Origin of the sequence: Segnochrobactrum spirostomi (assembly GCF_009600605.1) — a bacterium.
GTDB lineage: Bacteria > Pseudomonadota > Alphaproteobacteria > Rhizobiales > Segnochrobactraceae > Segnochrobactrum > Segnochrobactrum spirostomi.
Genome location: NZ_VWNA01000001.1, coordinates 186,535 through 203,589, shown reverse-complemented (window position 1 = coordinate 203,589; position 17,055 = coordinate 186,535). Strand labels below are relative to the sequence as shown.

Annotated in this window: 13 protein-coding genes; 5 read left to right on the top strand and 8 right to left on the bottom strand. The window is 68.9% G+C overall.

The window, feature by feature from the left end:
• The first annotated feature begins 105 nt into the window (after positions 1 to 105).
• Positions 106 to 1,926: a glutamine--fructose-6-phosphate transaminase (isomerizing) gene (gene glmS, locus F0357_RS01000; RefSeq protein WP_153477767.1), complete on the top strand. Its 1,821-nt coding sequence runs from the start codon at positions 106 to 108 to the stop codon at positions 1,924 to 1,926.
• 44 nt (positions 1,927 to 1,970) lie between these two features.
• Here the strand turns inward: glmS and recG are convergent, their stop codons facing one another.
• Entirely contained in the window at positions 1,971 to 4,073 is a 2,103-nt protein-coding gene (recG, locus tag F0357_RS00995; protein WP_153477759.1) for an ATP-dependent DNA helicase RecG, read from the bottom strand.
• Positions 4,074 to 4,231: 158 nt separating this feature from the next.
• On the opposite strand from recG, the gene F0357_RS00990 reads away from it, so the two are divergent.
• Both F0357_RS00990 and mfd read left to right on the top strand, forming a co-directional pair.
• The gene (locus F0357_RS00990; protein WP_153477757.1) at positions 4,232 to 4,540 is read left to right on the top strand and encodes an FAD assembly factor SdhE; all 309 of its coding nucleotides are present in this window, start codon (positions 4,232 to 4,234) and stop codon (positions 4,538 to 4,540) included.
• A 51-nt stretch (positions 4,541 to 4,591) separates the two neighbouring features.
• A complete protein-coding gene (gene mfd / locus F0357_RS00985; protein WP_153477755.1) occupies positions 4,592 to 8,122 on the top strand; it encodes a transcription-repair coupling factor in 3,531 nt (1,176 codons plus the stop codon).
• Positions 8,123 to 8,169: 47 nt separating this feature from the next.
• Here the strand turns inward: mfd and F0357_RS00980 are convergent, their stop codons facing one another.
• Both F0357_RS00980 and F0357_RS00975 read right to left on the bottom strand, forming a co-directional pair.
• Positions 8,170 to 8,541: a VOC family protein gene (locus F0357_RS00980; RefSeq protein WP_153477744.1), complete on the bottom strand. Its 372-nt coding sequence runs from the start codon at positions 8,539 to 8,541 to the stop codon at positions 8,170 to 8,172.
• Between the two features lie 24 nt (positions 8,542 to 8,565).
• Positions 8,566 to 8,925: a winged helix-turn-helix transcriptional regulator gene (locus F0357_RS00975; protein WP_153477741.1), complete on the bottom strand. Its 360-nt coding sequence runs from the start codon at positions 8,923 to 8,925 to the stop codon at positions 8,566 to 8,568.
• Between the two features lie 192 nt (positions 8,926 to 9,117).
• Between F0357_RS00975 and F0357_RS00970 the strand changes: the two genes are divergently transcribed.
• Positions 9,118 to 10,131, top strand: a complete 1,014-nt coding sequence (locus F0357_RS00970; RefSeq protein WP_153477739.1) for a zinc-binding alcohol dehydrogenase family protein — start codon at positions 9,118 to 9,120, stop codon at positions 10,129 to 10,131.
• Between the two features lie 135 nt (positions 10,132 to 10,266).
• Here the strand turns inward: F0357_RS00970 and F0357_RS00965 are convergent, their stop codons facing one another.
• Positions 10,267 to 10,944: a DsbA family oxidoreductase gene (locus F0357_RS00965; RefSeq protein WP_153477735.1), complete on the bottom strand. Its 678-nt coding sequence runs from the start codon at positions 10,942 to 10,944 to the stop codon at positions 10,267 to 10,269.
• 462 nt (positions 10,945 to 11,406) lie between these two features.
• Between F0357_RS00965 and F0357_RS00960 the strand changes: the two genes are divergently transcribed.
• A complete protein-coding gene (locus F0357_RS00960) occupies positions 11,407 to 12,132 on the top strand; it encodes an invasion associated locus B family protein (RefSeq protein WP_246161284.1) in 726 nt (241 codons plus the stop codon).
• 197 nt (positions 12,133 to 12,329) lie between these two features.
• On the opposite strand, the gene hspQ is transcribed toward F0357_RS00960, so the two are convergent.
• From hspQ to F0357_RS00940, 4 genes are all read right to left on the bottom strand, one after another.
• Positions 12,330 to 12,662 carry a heat shock protein HspQ gene (gene hspQ, locus F0357_RS00955; RefSeq protein ID WP_153485896.1) on the bottom strand — a complete coding sequence of 111 codons (333 nt, stop codon included), beginning with the start codon at positions 12,660 to 12,662 and terminating at the stop codon, positions 12,330 to 12,332.
• Between the two features lie 118 nt (positions 12,663 to 12,780).
• Positions 12,781 to 13,746: a lysophospholipid acyltransferase family protein gene (locus F0357_RS00950; RefSeq protein WP_208948153.1), complete on the bottom strand. Its 966-nt coding sequence runs from the start codon at positions 13,744 to 13,746 to the stop codon at positions 12,781 to 12,783.
• 71 nt (positions 13,747 to 13,817) lie between these two features.
• Positions 13,818 to 15,050 carry a UbiH/UbiF family hydroxylase gene (locus tag F0357_RS00945; RefSeq protein ID WP_153477732.1) on the bottom strand — a complete coding sequence of 411 codons (1,233 nt, stop codon included), beginning with the start codon at positions 15,048 to 15,050 and terminating at the stop codon, positions 13,818 to 13,820.
• 144 nt (positions 15,051 to 15,194) lie between these two features.
• Positions 15,195 to 16,895 (bottom strand): SulP family inorganic anion transporter, encoded by a 1,701-nt coding sequence (locus F0357_RS00940; RefSeq protein ID WP_153477728.1) that lies wholly within the window; start codon positions 16,893 to 16,895, stop codon positions 15,195 to 15,197.
• Between the last annotated feature and the right edge of the window lie 160 nt (positions 16,896 to 17,055).

Sequence of the window (17,055 nt, the reverse complement as noted above, 5' to 3'; positions counted from 1 at the left end):
CAATCGAGCGAGGCGCGCCTTACAATTTGACACCCAGTTTGATTGGGCAGTCGCCAGTCCTGTTGATAGAGGACGATCGAACGGGATCAGCGAGAGTATCGGCCGATGTGTGGTATCGTAGGAATTCTCGGCAATGCGCCAGTTGCCGAGCGTCTCATCGATTCGCTGAAGCGCCTCGAATATCGCGGCTACGATTCCGCCGGCATCGCGACGCTCGAAGGCGGGCGGCTCACCCGCTTGCGCGCGGCCGGCAAGCTCAAGAACCTTGAGGCTGAGGCGGCCGCCCATCCCCTCGCCGGCGTGATCGGGATCGGCCACACCCGCTGGGCGACCCATGGCGGGCCGACCGAGCGCAACGCGCATCCGCACGTCGCCGGCCGCGTCGCCGTCGTCCACAACGGCATCATCGAGAATTTCCGCGAGCTGAAGGACGCGTTGATCGCCGGCGGCGCCGTGTTCGAGAGCGACACCGACACGGAAGTCATCGCCCATCTCCTGTCCGTCGCGCTCGCGGCGGGCGAGACGCCGCAAGACGCCCTGGCCAAGACGCTGAAGCGGCTGCGCGGCGCCTTCGCGCTCGCGATCCTGATCGAGGGCGAGGAGGATCTCCTGCTCGCGGCGCGGCGCGGATCGCCGCTCGCGGTCGGCCTCGGCAAGGGCGAGACCTATCTCGGGTCGGATGCCATCGCGCTCGCGCCCTTTACGAACCGGATCGTCTATCTCGAAGAGGGTGACTGGGCGGTGCTGGACCGCAAGGGCGTCACCATCTTCGACGCGGAGGATCGCCCAGTCGCCCGCCCGCTCAAGGTGCTGCAATCGTCCGCGCTGCTCGTCGAGAAGGGCAACTATCGCCACTTCATGGCGAAGGAGATCGCCGAGCAGCCGGACGTGATCGGCCACACGCTCGCTTATTATCTCGATCTCGCGGAGGGACGCGCCAAGGCGCCGGAAGGGCTCGATTTCGCCGCCGTCGAGCGGGTCTCGATCGCCGCTTGCGGCACGGCCTATTATGCGGGTCTCGTCGGCAAATATTGGTTCGAGCGTCTGGCGCGGCTACCGGTCGATATCGATGTCGCCTCGGAATTCCGCTACCGCGAGGTGCCGCTGAAGCCCGGCGGCCTTTCGATCTTCATCTCGCAATCGGGGGAGACCGCCGACACGCTCGCCTCGCTGCGCTATTGCCGCGAGGCCGGCCAGCGCATCGCGGCGGTCGTCAACGTGCCGACCTCGACCATCGCCCGGGAATCCGACGTCGTGCTGCCCACGCTCGCCGGCCCCGAGATCGGCGTCGCCTCGACGAAGGCCTTCACCTGCCAGCTTTCCGTGCTCGCCTCGCTCGCTGTCGCGGCGGCCCGGGCTCGCGGCACCATCGACGCGGCCGAGGAGAAGCGCCTCGTCGAAGCGCTCGCCGAGGTGCCGCGTCTGGTGTCCCAGGCGCTCGCGCTGGAGCATGAGATCGCCGAGATCGGCCGACGCATCCACAAGGCTTCGGACGTGCTCTATCTCGGCCGTGGCACGAGCTATCCGATCGCGCTCGAAGGCGCGCTGAAGCTCAAGGAACTCTCCTATATCCACGCCGAAGGCTACGCCGCGGGCGAGCTCAAGCACGGGCCGATCGCGCTCATCGACGAGAGCGTGCCCGTCGTCGTCGTGGCGCCGTTCGACAGCCTGTTCGAGAAGACGGCGTCGAACATGCAGGAGGTCGCCGCGCGCGGCGGACGCATCATTCTCGTCACCGACGAGGAAGGGCTCGCCCATGCCGGCCTGACCCCTGCGGAGACGATCCTCCTGCCGAAGATGCCGCCGGAAATCGCCCCGATCGTCTATGCGATCCCGGTGCAGTTCCTCGCCTATCACACGGCGGTGGTGAACGGCACCGACGTCGACCAGCCGCGCAATCTCGCGAAATCGGTGACGGTCGAATAAGTCCGTTACCGTCGAATAAGTCGGTGACGGTGGAATAGGCGACGTCAGCCGGAGCGCAAGAGCCGCACGGCCTCGTCGCGGCGGAACAGGTAGAGGAGCGTGCGCAGGGCTTCCCCGCGCGGGCTCGTCAGCTCCGGATCGGTGGCGAGCACCAGCCGGGCATCGTCGCGGGCGGCCTCGACGAGGTCGCCGTCGATCGAAAGATCCGCGATGCGGAACGAGGCCATCCCGCTCTGGCGGGTGCCGAGCAGTTCGCCTTCGCCGCGCAGCCGCAGATCCTCCTCGGCGATCAGGAAGCCGTCCTCGGTGTCGCGCATGATCTTGAGGCGCGCCTGGGCCGTCAGCCCGAGGGGCGGGCGGTAGACCAGGAGGCAGGTCGAGGGCTTGTCGCCGCGTCCGACCCGTCCGCGCAATTGGTGGAGCTGGGCGAGGCCGAAGCGCTCGGCATGCTCGATCACCATGATCGTCGCGTCCGGCACGTCGACGCCGACTTCGATGACGGTGGTGGCGACCAAGAGACGGGTGCGGCCTTCGCGGAAATCCGCCATCGCCGCATCCTTCTCGGCCGGCTTCATGCGACCGTGGACGAGCCCGACGCGGGGCCCGAGGGCTTGCGTCAGCGCCTCCCGGCGGCCTTCGGCGGCGGCGAGGTCGCTCTCCTCGCTTTCCTCGACCAGCGGGCAGACCCAATAGGCCTTCTGGCCGGCATCGAGCGCGGACGCGAGGCGGGCGACGAGCTCGCCGAGCCGTTCGCTCGGGATCGTCCGCGTTTCGATCGGCTTGCGGCCGGCCGGCTTCTCGGTGAGCTTCGAAACATCCATGTCGCCGAACAGGCCGAGCACCAGCGTGCGCGGGATCGGCGTCGCCGTCATCACCAGCACGTCGGTGCCGCGGCCCTTGGTGGAGAGCGCCAGCCGCTGGTGCACGCCGAAGCGGTGCTGCTCGTCGACCACGGCGAGGGTCAGATTGCGGAACGCGACCTCGCCCTGGAACAGGGCGTGGGTGCCGACGACGATGTCGATGGAGCCGTCGGCGAGGCCGGCAAGCACTGCCTCGCGCTCCTTGCCCCGCTCGCGGCCGGTGAGCACGGCGGCCTTGAGCCCGGCCGCGGCGGCGAGCGGCCCGATCGCCGCGAGGTGCTGGCGGGCGAGGAGTTCGGTCGGCGCCATCATCGCCGCTTGGCCGCCGGCCTCCGCCGCCATCGCCATCGCGAACAGGGCGACCATCGTCTTGCCGGAGCCGACATCGCCCTGGATCAGGCGGAGCATGCGGCGCGGCGCCGCCAGATCCTTTGCGACATCGGCGATCGCCGCCTGTTGGGACGATGTCAGAGCGAAGGGCAGGGCGGCCGTGATGCGGGCGGTGTGCTCGCCCGTGGGCAACCGCGCCTCGCCGGAGGGACGCCGCAATCGAGCGCGGACGAGGGCGAGCGCGAGCTGGTTCGCGAGCAGTTCGTCATAGGCGAGGCGGGCGCGGGCGGCGGCCTCGGCCTCCGTCCCTTCGATCGCCTCGAGCCGGTGCAGGCAGTGCAAGGCGTCGGTGAACGAGGGCCAATTGCGGGCCTCGAGCCACGCCGCGTCCTGCCATTCCGGCAGACCGCGCGGCAAGCTCTCGAGCGCGGCGGCGACGGCGCGCACGATCGCCTTCTGCCCGAGCCCCTCGGTCAGCGGATAAACCGGCTCGACGAGCGGCAGAGAAGCGAAATCCTCTTCGGGGACGATGTAATCCGGATGCGGCATCTGCGGCCGCCCATTGAACCACTCGACCTTGCCACTCACATAGCGGATCGCGTCGACCGGCAGTTCGCGCTCGAGCCAGTCCGCCTTGGCGTGGAAGAAGGGGAGGGCGATCTCGCCCGTCTCGTCCGAGGCGAACACGCGATAGGGCGCGCGGCTGCCGCGGCGCTGCGGCTCGTGGCGGTCGATGCGGACCTTGAGCGTCACCACGGCGCCCTGGGGAGATCGGGCGATGCCGGGCTGGGTGCGGCGGTCGATCCGCCCGGTCGGAAGATGGAACAAGAGATCGGCGACGACCGGCTCGCGGTCGCCGCTCGCGAGCAGGCGATCGAACAGCGCAGCAAGCCGCGGGCCGACGCCCTTCAGCGCCGTGACCGGTCGGAATAGGGGATTGAGAATCTCGGGCCGCATCGCCGGCAGCTTATAGCAGGTCCGATCCGGGCGTCTTCCCGCCTCGGGGTTCCCGGCTCCCGATCCGACTGATGGAGGTCCGGACTCACCAAGACCCTGACAACAAGGCTTCGGAGCGCTAGAACCCTCCTTTCCGAGCCCTCTCGAGGATCACAGCCTTGACCGGCACTACAATCACCAGCGCCGAGGTCGATGCGCGTCGCCGCCGTCTCCTGTTCCGGGCCTGGCACCGCGGCATGCGGGAGATGGATCTTCTGCTCGGCTCGTACATCGACGCCCACATCGTCGCGTGGAGCGACGACGAGGTGAGTGCGTTCGAGCACCTGATGGACGTGCAGGACCAGATGCTGCTCGGGTGGTTCGTCGGCCGCGAGCCGGTGCCCGAGCCTTACGACACGCCGCTGTGGCGCGACATGGTGCGGTTCCATTCGGGACGCGCCATCGCCGAAGGCCTCTACGATCTCTGACGGCAACGATCTCTGACGGCTGGCCTTGCCTGCCGATATTGCGAAGAACTCATGACCCGCCCGACCTTCGACGACCTCCTCGCGCGTTCCGGCGATGCCACCATCGCCTCGGTGCCGGACGGCTACGACGCCCTGGTGCTCGGCGATCTGATCCGGGCGGCGGCCCGGCGGCGGGCCGGTCAGCCGCTCGCGCTCGCCTTCGTCGCCCGCGACGGGCAGCGCCTCTCGGCGATTGCGGAGGCGCTCGCGGTGTTCGCCCCGGAGGTCGAGGTCGTCGTGCTGCCCGGCTGGGATTGCATGCCCTACGACCGTGTGTCGCCGTCGGCGGTCGTTGCGGCGCGGCGCATGGCGGCGCTGGCGAAGCTGGCCACCGGCCGCGTCGGCAAGGCGCCGCGCGTTCTACTGACGACCGTCAACGCCACCGCCCAGCGCGTGCCGTCCCGAGACGCTCTCGCGAAGTCGGTGTTGTCGGCCCACGTGGGCAACCGCGTCGATATCACCACCCTCGTCGAATGGCTGGAGAGCAACGGCTTCCTGCGCACCGCGACCGTGCGGGATTCCGGTGAATATGCGGTGCGCGGCGGTATCGTCGATCTCTTTGCGCCCGGCACGCAGGCGCCGGTGCGTCTCGATTTCTTCGGCGACACCCTGGAATCGATCCGTTCGTTCGATCCAGAGACCCAGCGCACCACCGGCCAGCTCACCCAGATCTCGCTCGTGCCGATGAGCGAAGTGGTGCTCTCGCCGGACGCCATCCGCCGCTTCCGGCAGGCCTATGTCGCCCGCTTCGGCGCCGCCGACCGCAACGATCTCCTTTATCAATCGATCAGCGAGGGCCGCCGCTATCCGGGCCTCGAACACTGGCTGCCGCTGTTCCACGAGCGGCTCGACACGGTGTTCGATTATCTCGGCGATGCCCCGATCGTGCTCGACGCGTTGGTCGAGGATGCCCTCTCCGAGCGGCAGAAGCAGGCGCTCGACCATTATCAATCGCGCAAGACCGGCCTCGAACAAGCGAAGGCCGACGTGCCCTATCGGCCGATCGAGCCCGACGCGCTCTATCTCGACACCGATAGCTGGCACGCCGCGCTCGCCTCGCACGCCCGCATCCGCCTGTCGCCGTTCGCCCTTGCCGAGAGTGTGGCGTCGGGCACCGTCGTGGATATGGGCGGCAAGCACGGCCGCACGTTCGCCGCCGAGCGCGCGGCGGGCGAGAATATCTTCGATGTTCTCGTCAATTATATCGTGACGTTGAGACGGGCTAAGAAGCGCGTGGTGCTCGCGTCATGGTCCGCCGGCTCCCGCGACCGCCTCGGTCAGGTGCTCGCCGACCACAATCTCGGCGCGATGAAGCCGGTCGACAACTGGGCCGAGATCGACAAGCTGCCGCCCGAGATGGTGGCGCTCGTCGTGCTCGGGATCGAGACCGGCTTCGAGGTCGGCAACCTGGTCGTCATCGGCGAGCAGGACATCCTGGGCGACCGCCTGGTGCGTCCGCGCAAGCGCCGGGCGTCGGGCGCCGAAGTCATCACCGAGGCCGGCACGCTCGCCGAAGGCGACCTCGTCGTTCACGTCGATCACGGCATCGGCCGCTTCGTCGGCCTCAAGACCATCGAGGCTGCCGGCGCGCCGCACGATTGCCTGGAACTCGTCTATGCCGGCGGCGACAAGCTCTTTCTGCCGGTCGAGAACATCGACCTGCTGTCGCGCTACGGCTCGGGCTCGGACGAGAGCGACGCCCAGCTCGACAAGCTCGGCGGCGGGGCGTGGCAGGCCCGCAAGGCCCGCATCAAGCAGCGCATCCGCGAGATCGCCGACCAGCTTATCAAGACCGCGGCGGCGCGTGCCCTGCGCTCCGCGCCGGTGCTGACGCCGACGGAGGGGCTGTTCGACGAGTTCGTCGCCCGCTTCCCCTATGACGAGACCGACGATCAGCTCCAGGCGATCGACGCCGTCACCGAGGATCTCGCGGCGGGCCGGCCGATGGACCGCCTCGTCTGCGGCGACGTCGGATTCGGCAAGACCGAGGTCGCGTTGCGTGCCGCCTTCGTCGCCGCCATGTCGGGCCGCCAGGTCGCGCTCCTGGTGCCGACGACGCTGCTCGCCCGCCAGCACTTCAAGACGGTGAACGAGCGCTTCCGGGGCATGCCTCTCAAGCTCGCCCAGTTGTCCCGCCTCGTGCCGGCCAAGGAGCAGGCCGAGGTGCGCAAAGGCCTCGCCGACGGCACCGTCGACATCGTGGTCGGCACCCACGCGCTCCTCGCCAAGAACATCCAGTTCCGCGATCTCGGGCTCCTCATCGTCGACGAGGAGCAGCACTTCGGCGTCAAGCACAAGGAACGGCTCAAGGAGCTCAAGGCCGAGATTCACGTGCTGACGCTGTCGGCGACGCCGATCCCGCGCACCCTGCAACTCGCCTTGACCGGCGTCCGCGAACTCTCGGTGATCGCGACGCCGCCGGTCGACCGGCTGGCGGTGCGCACCTTCATCTCGCCGTTCGATCCGCTCGTCATCCGCGAGACGCTGTTGCGCGAGCGCTTCCGCGGCGGCCAGAGCTTCTATGTCTGCCCGCGCGTCTCCGACCTCGCCGAGATCAAGCAATTCCTCGACGAGACGGTGCCGGAGGTGAAGGTCGCCGTGGCCCACGGCCAGATGCCGCCGACGGAGCTCGAGGACGTCATGACGGCGTTCTACGAGGGCCGCTACGACGTCCTGCTCTCGACCACCATCGTCGAATCCGGCCTCGACATTCCGAGCGCCAACACGCTGATCGTCCACCGCGCCGACATGTTCGGCCTCGCCCAGCTCTACCAGCTCCGCGGCCGCGTCGGGCGCTCCAAGACACGGGCCTATGCGCTCCTCACGGTGCCGGTCGGCAAGGCGCTGACGCCGACCGCCGAGCGGCGGCTCAAGGTGCTGCAATCGCTCGACACCCTCGGCGCGGGCTTCCAGCTCGCGAGCCACGATCTCGATATCCGCGGCGCCGGCAACCTGCTCGGCGACGAACAGTCCGGCCACATCAAGGAAGTCGGTTACGAGCTTTATCAGGAGATGCTGGAAGAGGCGGTGGCGATGCTGCGCGCCGGTGGCGACATGGAAGCGGACGAGAAATGGTCGCCGCAGATCTCCATCGGCACGCCGGTGCTCATCCCCGAGGAGTACGTGCCGGACCTCCAGCTCCGCCTCGGCCTCTATCGCCGCCTCGCCGACATCGCCGAGCCGAAGGAGATCGATGCCTTCGGCGCCGAACTCGTCGATCGCTTCGGGCCCTTGCCGAACGAGGTCGAGCACCTCCTCAAGATCGTCTACATCAAGGGCCTGTGCCGGCGCGCCAACGTCGAGAAGATCGATGCCGGCCCGAAGGGCATCGTCATCACCTTCCGGGACGCCAAGTTCCCCAATCCGGCCGGCCTCGTCCGCTATATCGGCGAGCAGGGCGTGCTGGCGAAGATCCGCCCGGATCAGCGCATCGTGCTGAGCCGCGACTGGGCGAAGCCCGAAGAGCGCCTGAAGGGCTCCGCGGCAATCCTGGTCAAGCTCGTCCGCCTCGCCGAGGAGGCGACCGGCGCCAAAGCCGCGTGAGATCGTGCAGCCTGAGCCGAGCTCGTCTCGGGGACGGCGTCAGGACGCTAAGGCCGCGGGGTCATCCAGCCGAGATAGGCGCCGACGGGATCGCGGATCACCGCAAGGCGGCCGACGCCGGGGATGTCCTCCGGTCCGGTCCGCAGAGTCCCGCCCCCAGCGATCGCCGTGGCGGCTCGGGCATCCACGTCGTCGACTTCCAGATAGGCGAACCAGTGGTCAGGGATGTCGGCGTGCTGGTCGGCGTCGAGCGTGAAAAGCCCTGCAACCGGCTCACCGTCGGCCATCGCGAGCCAATAGGTCCGGCCGTCCGACATTTCCTTCGGGGCGAACGTCCAGCCGATCACCGTGCCGTAGAAGGCCTTCGCGGCTTCGGGATCGCGCGTGTTGAGTTCGTTCCAGACAATGCGACCGTGCATCAGGATGGCCTCGAGAGGATCGGGTTACGCCGCGTCGCTCTCCGCCGCGGCCTCGTACGGGTGGGCGTCGCCCCAGGCTTTGAGCGCCGCGAGCACCGGCTTCAGGCTCTCGCCGAACGGCGTGAGGCTGTAATCGACCCGGGGCGGCACCTGGGCGAAGACGGTGCGTGTCACGAGGCCATCGGCCTCGAGTTCGCGAAGCTGATTGGTGAGCATGCGCTGGGTGATGCTCGGCAAAAGGCGGCGCAGCGCATTGAAGCGCAAGGTCCCCTCGGCAAGGTGAAACAGGATCACGCCTTTCCACTTGCCGTCGATCAGCGACAGGGTGCGCTCGACCGCACAGCCGGGGGCGCAATCGAAGCGGGCGTGGCGCACGCGCGGCATGGACGATCCTCCCGGGGACAGGGCGACAGTATCAAAAAGGGCACTATGGGCGGTTTATGTGCGTTCTTGCGCACACGGCCCTTATAGCCGACATCGGGGCCATTCGCGAACGGCCCTGCCGCGCTTGATGCGCTTGAGGGCCGCCGCGACGTTCCGACCAAGGCTCCGGGGGAGCCCAAGGAGAGATCCGCCATGCGCGCCGTTGGATTTTACGAATCGCTGCCGATCGAGGACGAGCGCTCGCTCGTTGATGTCGAAATCGCCCGCCCGGCGCCCGAGGGACGTCAACTCCTCGTGCAGGTGAAGGCCGTGTCGGTCAATCCGGTCGACACCAAAGTCCGCCGCCGCGGCGGATCGACCGACGGCACGCCGAAGATCCTCGGCTACGACGCTGCCGGCATCGTGGTGGAGACCGGGCCCGAGGTCTCGCTCTTCAAGGCGGGCGATGCGGTGTTCTATGCCGGTGCGATCGATAAGCCCGGTACCAACTCGGAATTCCATCTGGTCGACGAGCGCATCGTCGGGCCGAAGCCGGCGACGCTCGATTTCGCCGCTGCGGCGGCGCTGCCGCTGACCTCGATCACCGCCTACGAGGCCTTGTTCGACCGCCTGCTGGTCAACATTCTTCCCGGCGGTGCGGCGCCGATCCTGCTCATCGTCGGCGGAGCTGGCGGCGTCGGCTCGATCGCGATCCAGCTCGCCCGCCGGCTCACCGACCTCACGATCGTCGCCACCGCCTCGCGGCCCGAGACGGCGGATTGGTGTCGGGAGCTCGGCGCCCACCACGTCATCGACCACGCCAAGCCGCTCGCCGTCGAATATGCCGCGCTCGGCCTCGACAAGCCGGCCTTCGTCTTCTCGACGACGCAGTCCGACAAGCACTTCGCCGAACTCGCGGAGATCATCGTGCCCCAGGGCCGCTTCGCCCTGATCGACGATCCGGGCCCGATCGACGTGTCGCTCCTGAAGCGCAAGAGCGCCTCGCTGCACTGGGAATTCATGTTCACGCGATCGCTGTTCGCGACCGCCGACATTGAGGCTCAGCACCGGCTCCTGAAGCACGTCGCCGATCTCGTCGATCAGGGCGCGATCCGCTCGACCCTGACGGAGGTGTTCGGCCCCGTCAATGCCGCGAACCTCCGCCGCGCCCACGCCTTCATCGAAAGTGGCAAAGCCCGCGGCAAGGTCGTCCTCGCCGGCTTTTGATATTCTGCCACAAGGACGTGAAGCCTTACGTTCACAACACGCTTAAACCCTCCCCTGGAGGGGGAGGGTCGAGGCCCGTAGGGCGACGGGGTGGGGTGCTGCGGCGGGCGTGATCTTGCCCGCACCCAGCGCCGCTCAGTCCGTCTCGGCGGCGGCGTCCGGCGAAAGCCGTTCGTCGGCCGTGCGGCGGATGGCGGCGGCGAGGGTTTCGGCTTCCTGCGCGCCCATTACGGCGTAGCGATTGTCGAAGATGAAGCAGGGCACACCGGTCACGCCGAGGCGTTGCGCCACGGCGATCTCCTCGCGCACCGCGTCGAGGTCGGCGTCGCCTTCGAGGAGGCGGGCGACCACCTCGGCGTTCATGCCCGCGTCGCGGGCCGCATCGACCAGGGTCTCGGCGCGCGACAGATCGGCGCCTTCCTCGAAATAGAGCTTGAAGAGCCGCTCGACCACGGCGTCCTGCATCCCTTCGACGAGCGCCCAGCGGATCACCCGGTGGGCGTTGAGCGTGTTCGGCGCCACCTCGATGGCGTCGAAGCGATAATCGATGCCGACGCTGCGGCCGAGCTCCTGAAGGCGCTCGTGGATCGCGCGAATCTGCGCCGGATCGGGAAACTTCGCCTTCATGTAGGCGGCGCGGTCCATGCCTTCCTCGGGCACGTTCGGATCGAGGAGATAGGGCCGCCAGCGCACCACGACCGGAACCTCCGGCACCATCTCGATCGCCTGTTCGAGGCGACGGCGGCCGAGGAAGCACCAGGGGCAGACGACGTCCGAGACGACGTCGATCGCAAGGGGGTCTGTAGCCGACATGATGGGGTTCCGCGCGGGAGGACGATGACGCGGACCATAGACATTTAGGATGGCGGCGGCGAGGCGGCGGTGACGCCGTGCGGTCCGAATCGGTGGAGCGCCTCGAGCGAGGGGGTGCAAGCGTCCGGAACCACCCGAAACGGGCGGCGTCTACCCACCTTAGGGAAGGCTGGAACCTTTCGCGAACGCCCAAGTGTTGCGCACACGCCATGCGGGCGATCTTCCGCACGGTTTCCGCCGCTTGGAGGCGTCCGGCGGGCCATTGTCGCTGGAAATGGCCGGGGGGGCAGAGTAAGGATGCCCGCCGACGCTGTCTCCGCCGCGAAACGCCTTGCTGTCGCCCCACTCGGCCTTCAGGGCTCCTCTTGAGCGAGCCGAAGAGGCAGCGATGCGCGGGGCCCAGGGGCACCGCACCAGGGTAGGACGCGCCGGCGCGCGAACGACGAGGACGACGGGGTTTTCATGACGGGTGCACTGCTCGGAATTCAGAAGCGCGCTGGCCGGTTCCTGGCTTTGAGCGGAGCCGCGGCGCTGATGGCGCTCGCGAGCGGGTCCGCCTTTGCGCAGGACGCGACGCCGAAGGCCCCGCCGGCGCCGAAGGCGCAGCAGGACGGGCAGGGCGCCGCCGCCAACCTGCCGGAATCGAACTGGGTCAAGTTCTGCAACACGGACCCGAACTCGAAGAAGCAGGTCTGCCTCGTCACCCAGGAACTGCGCACCGACAACGGCCAGCTCATGGCCTCGGTCGCGATCCGCGACATCAAGGGCGAAGCGCGCCGCCTGTTCATGATCGCCGTGCCCCCGGGCATGCTGATCCAGCCGGGCCTGCGCGTGCAGATCGACAACGGCAAGCAGGATCAGGCGAAGTACTCGATCTGCTTCCCGAACGCCTGCTATGCCGAGCTCGTCGCCTCGGACCAGATGGTTTCCGCGCTGAAGAAGGGCAATCAGCTCATGCTGATCACGCTCAACCAGCAGGGCAAGCCGGTTCCGTTCCCGATGTCCCTCAAGAATTTCGGCAAGGTCTACGACGGCCCGGCGATCGACCCGGCGGAACTGCAGCGCCAGCAGCAGCAGCTCCAGTCCGAGCTCGAGAAGAAGGCCGAGGCGGCGCGTCAGAAGCTCATCGACGAGCAGAAGAAGGCGACCCAGGGCGAGGCTCCGGCGGACACCGCCCCGGCGCAGTGATCGGCGGCCGGCGGGTCTAGCCGCCGCGTCCAGGTCCGACAAAGTGGGTTTAGAGCGGCGGGCGAAAGCCCGCCGCTTTTCGTTTTGGTGCCCCGCGGCGCGCGCATCGCGGCCGGCCGGTTGCAAACGAAAACGCGCCCGGAGCGGGTGCTCGGGCGCGTCGAAACGAACAGAGAGGGTCTTCGGGGGCTTGCGCCTCAGTGGGCGCGGCGGTCGTCGCGGCTGCGATAATGGCCGTCTTCGACGACGAAGATCTCGTCGATCTGCGGGTGGCGCACCGGCTCGCCCGATTCGTCCGGCAGCAGATTCTGCTCCGAGACATAGGCAATGTATTCCGACTCGTCGTTCTCGGCGAGCAGGTGATAGTACGGCTGCTCCTTCGAGGGCCGGATTTCTTCCGGGATCGAGAGCCACCATTCCTCGGTGTTGTTGAACACCGGGTCCACGTCGAAGATCACGCCGCGGAACGGGTAGATCCGGTGGCGGACGACCTGGCCGATGCCGAACTTGGCGGTCTTGAAGCTATCCATAAAGCGGTAGTCCGGAGCCTTTTTGCGCAGCGTCGGTTCCGCGCGCGTCGATGTCGTTCTTCTGCCCTTCACGCTCAATGCGCGTGTTGAGCCGGCGAAGTCAAGCGCCAACGGTGCGCTATCCCGCGGGGGGCGGCGCAGGGGCCGCCGGTGGCGCTTCGCCTCGCCGCATCAGGCCGCGGCGGTGAATCTTGTAGGCCCATTTCCGGTGCGCCCACATCCATTGCTCCGGCCGCGCGCGAATCCACTCCTCGAAAAGGGCGTGGATCGCCGCGGTCGCGGCGTGGATATCGGCGGTGCGGTCGTCGGTCTGGGGCACCTTGATCTCGACCCCGTCGAGGACGAATCGGCTGCCCTCGGTGCGCACCGTATGCACCATGAAGAGCGGCTGGCCGGTAGTGCGGGCGAGCATCGCCGGGTAGGGCGTCGCGAGCGCCGGGCGGCCGAAGAACGGCACCTCGATGCCGGCCGCTTCCCGGTGATCGACGACGAGACCGACCGCGCCGCCGCGCTTCACGTGGGCGAGCACCTTGCGCGCGGTCGCCGGGCTCTTCGGCAGGAGGGCGCCGTAATAATCGGCGCGCAGGCCGACGAGCCAGGCATCGATTAGCGGGTTCTGCACCGCCTGATAGACGCCCCACGGCCGCTTCGGTTCGCCGCGATAGGGCAGCACGCCGAGCTCCCAATTGCCGCCGTGCATAGTGCAGAACACGCCGCCTTCGCGGCCGCGATCCCGCATGCGGAAGAGCGTGTCCGAAATCGCGATTCGGCTTTGGTCGGCGACGAGGCGGTCGAGCAGGATCGTCTCGGCCATGACGCGGCCGAGATTGCGCCAGGCCTCGCGGGCGATGCGGCGCAGCTCGGCCTCGCTCTTCTCCGGAAAGGCGTGGCGCAGATTGTCGAGGGCGCGGGCCTGACGCTTGGTGAGCGGCGCGATGAGCGCCCACGCGCCGCCGACGAGCGCGGACGCGACGTCGAGCGGCAGCGCCCGGATCAGGGCGGCGATCGCCCGCACGGCGCCATATTCGATCCGATGCAGCAGGGTTACGCGCGGCGCGGAGGAGGAAGCGGATTCGTCGGTCACAAGGGGTCGGTTCGTCTCGAGCGGTTCGATGCGGCGGCTGCGGGATCAATAGCGGTCCGCATCGCCGAACGCTACCATCCGCCCGCGTCGGCGCCCGCGGTGATGCGGGGCGCGCGGCCGCGCGCGCCGACCGCTTCGCCGAGACCGCCGAGCATCAGCAGGCGGCGCAGCGGCGGAACCTCGGCGGCGACGAGGAGGCCGAGGCTGCGCGCGATCTGCACCGGCAGGAAGCCCGTGAGGAGGCTCCGGTTGAGGAGATCGACGCCGACGGTACGCGGGCCGACGTCGGCGCGGCGGGCGCGGTCGTAGGCGGTGAGCACCGCCGGGCCGCCGACATCGCCGCTTTCGAGGCTCGCGCGCCGGGTCGCCGCGACCAAGTCCGCGACGTCGCGGACGCCGAGATTGAGCCCCTGCGCGCCGATCGGCGGAATGCGGTGCGCCGCCTCGCCCACCAAGGCGATGCGGTTGGCGCCGAAGCGGCGGGCGATCTGCGTCGAGAGCGGCAGCACGGCGCGCGGCGCCACGACCCGCATCTTGCCGAGGAACGAGCGGGCCTGCCGCTCGATTTCGAGGGCGAGCGCGTCCTCGTCGAGGGCGGCGAGCGCCTCGGCGCGCGGCCGCCGCTCGACCCAGACGAGGCTCGAGCGACGGGGCCCGAGCGGCACCAGCGTGAACGGGCCGGTGGTGGTGTGGAATTCGGTCGAGCTGTCGCCGTGGGGCAATTCGTGGGACAGGCTCGTGACGAAGGCCGCCTGCTGATAATCCCAGCCGACGCATTCGATGCCGGCAGCCTCACGCGCCGGCGAGCGCAGCCCGTCGGCACCGACACAGAGCGTCGCGCGCAGCACGTCGGCCCCGGCCTCGATGCGGACGGAGCGTTCCTCGACCGAGATCGACTCGGCCGGCGCGGCGATGCGCACCAGGGGAGCGCCCTCGGACACCAGGGCGTCGAGGCGGGCCGAGAGGGCGGCATTCAGACGGTCGTTCTCAACGTTCCAGCCGAACGCCTCGAAGCCGAGCTCGCTTGCGTAGAACGTCGTTTCCGGGGCGCGGATCAGCCGGCGGGTGTCGTCGATGAGGCGCATCGCGGCGAGCGGCGCGGCGTCGTCCCGAAGGGCCGCCCAGGCGCCGAGACGGTTGAGCTCTTCGACCGAGCTCCGCATCAAAGCGGTGGTGCGGGCATCGGTCGAGAGCGGGGGTGCCACGAGGACCGTGCTGCGGCCTTCGACGGCGAAAGCGATGGCGGCGATCATGCCGGCCGGGCCGCCGCCGACGACCGCGATCTCGAAATCCTGCGCGTTCATGGTTCGATCCACTCAAAGCCGCGGTGCGCCGCGTGGCCCGCGGCGACTGCCGTTCTCACATCGTCCTTGTCGGCGCCGCTGGCAAGGCGCAGTGCGGCCGCAGGCGGCTCGCCCCGATGTCGCATCCGGCCCGTCGCGGGGCCATCAGCGCGGCGCCGCCTCGCCGAGCGCGGCGTGGGCGGCTTCGACATTTGCCGCAAAGGTGACCGATGGCGGCTTCACGTCGTAGTCGCGCAAGGCGTGGCGGATGTTCGGGCGGGCGCCGGCGATCACCACCCGGGCGCCCATCTTGCGCGCCTTCTCCACCGCCGAGCGCAGCGCCGTCGCCGCCGTCGAATCGATCAGCGGCACGTTCGAGAAATCGAGGATGATCGCCCGCGGCGTCTCGCCGGTGTGGTCGAGGGCGGAGACGACCTGCTGGGTCGCGCCGAAGAAGAACGGACCGTCGATCCGGTAGAGCACGACGCCCGGGTCCTGGTCCGGCAGGTCGCATGTCAGCGTGTCCGCCTCGTCTTCCCGCACCAGAGCCGCGCCGGTCGAGACCTCCACCGCCTGGGCCATGCGGTGCATGAACAGGAAGGCGGCGAGCACCACGCCGACCTCGATCGCGACCGTCAGATCGACGAACACCGTGAGGCCGAGGGTGAGTGCGAGCACGATGCGGTCGCCGATCGCAGAGCGCGTCAGGATCTCGCGGACATGCTCGATCTCGGCGATGTTCCAGGCGACGACGGCGAGGATGGCGGCGAGCGCAGCAAGCGGGATGTAGGAGAGGAGCGGCGCCGCGACGAGCATGAAGAGCGCCAGGAACAGCGCATGCAAAATGCCCGAGACCGGCGTCCGACCGCCGGCGCGGATGTTGGTCGCCGTGCGCGCGATGGCCCCGGTCGCGCTGATGCCGCCGAACAGAGCGGAGGCGATGTTGGCGACGCCCTGGGCCACGAGCTCGCAGTTCGAACGGTGCCGCCGTCCCGTCATGCCGTCGGCGACGACGGCCGAGAGCAGCGATTCGACGGCGGCGAGGAGCGCGATCGTCATCGCATCCGGCAGCACGGCGGTCACCTTCGCCAGGCTGAAGACGGGAAGGGTCGGGGCGGGCAGGGTGCGCGGTACGCCGCCGAAGGCGCTGCCGATGGTTGCGACGCCGAGCCCGAGCCCCGTCGCGACGAGGGCTGCGGCGACGACGGCGATGAGGAAGCCCGGCCACTTCGGCCGCACCTTGCGCAGGCCGACGATGAGCCCGATCGACAGAAGCGCGATGGCAACCGCGGCCGGGTTGGTCTGCGGCAGCGCGGCGGCGAGCGCCGCGATCTTCGGCACGAAATCGCCCGGCAGCGGCACGGTAAGGCCGAGCAAGTCCTTGATCTGCGACACGAAGATCGAGATCGCGATGCCGGCGGTGAAGCCGATCACGACGGGATAGGGGATGTATTTGACGTAGGTGCCGAGCCGCAGCGCCCCGATCGCGATGAGCACGGCGCCGGCGATCAGCGTCGCGAGCACGAGACCGTCGAAGCCGTGCACGTCGACGATGCGGTGGACGACGACGATGAAGGCCGCCGTTGGTCCGCCGATCTGAAAGCGGCTGCCACCGAGGGCCGAGATCAGGAAGCCGGCGACGATCGCCGTGAAGAGGCCGCGGTCCGGGGTCGTGCCGCTCGCTATCGCGATCGCCATGGAGAGTGGCAGGGCGACGATCGCGACCGTGAGGCCGGCGATGGCATCGGCCCGCAACGTCGCCAGGGAATAGCCTTCCTGGAGTGCGGTGACGAGCTTCGGGGTGAACAGCGCGATCGTCGACGCGCGCGGCTGCGGGGGGCGGTGGTCCGAAGACAGAACGGACATCGGGCATCGACCTCGTGCGATCGAAATCGCAGGCCGGCGGCGGCCGGTCGGCTCGGGCACTGTGGCATATCAGAGGGCGGGCTGACCATGCCCCGCGTCATGCAGGCCGTAACGACAAAGCGCCGCGTTCGGCTGAACGCGGCGCTTCGAGCAAAGTGTT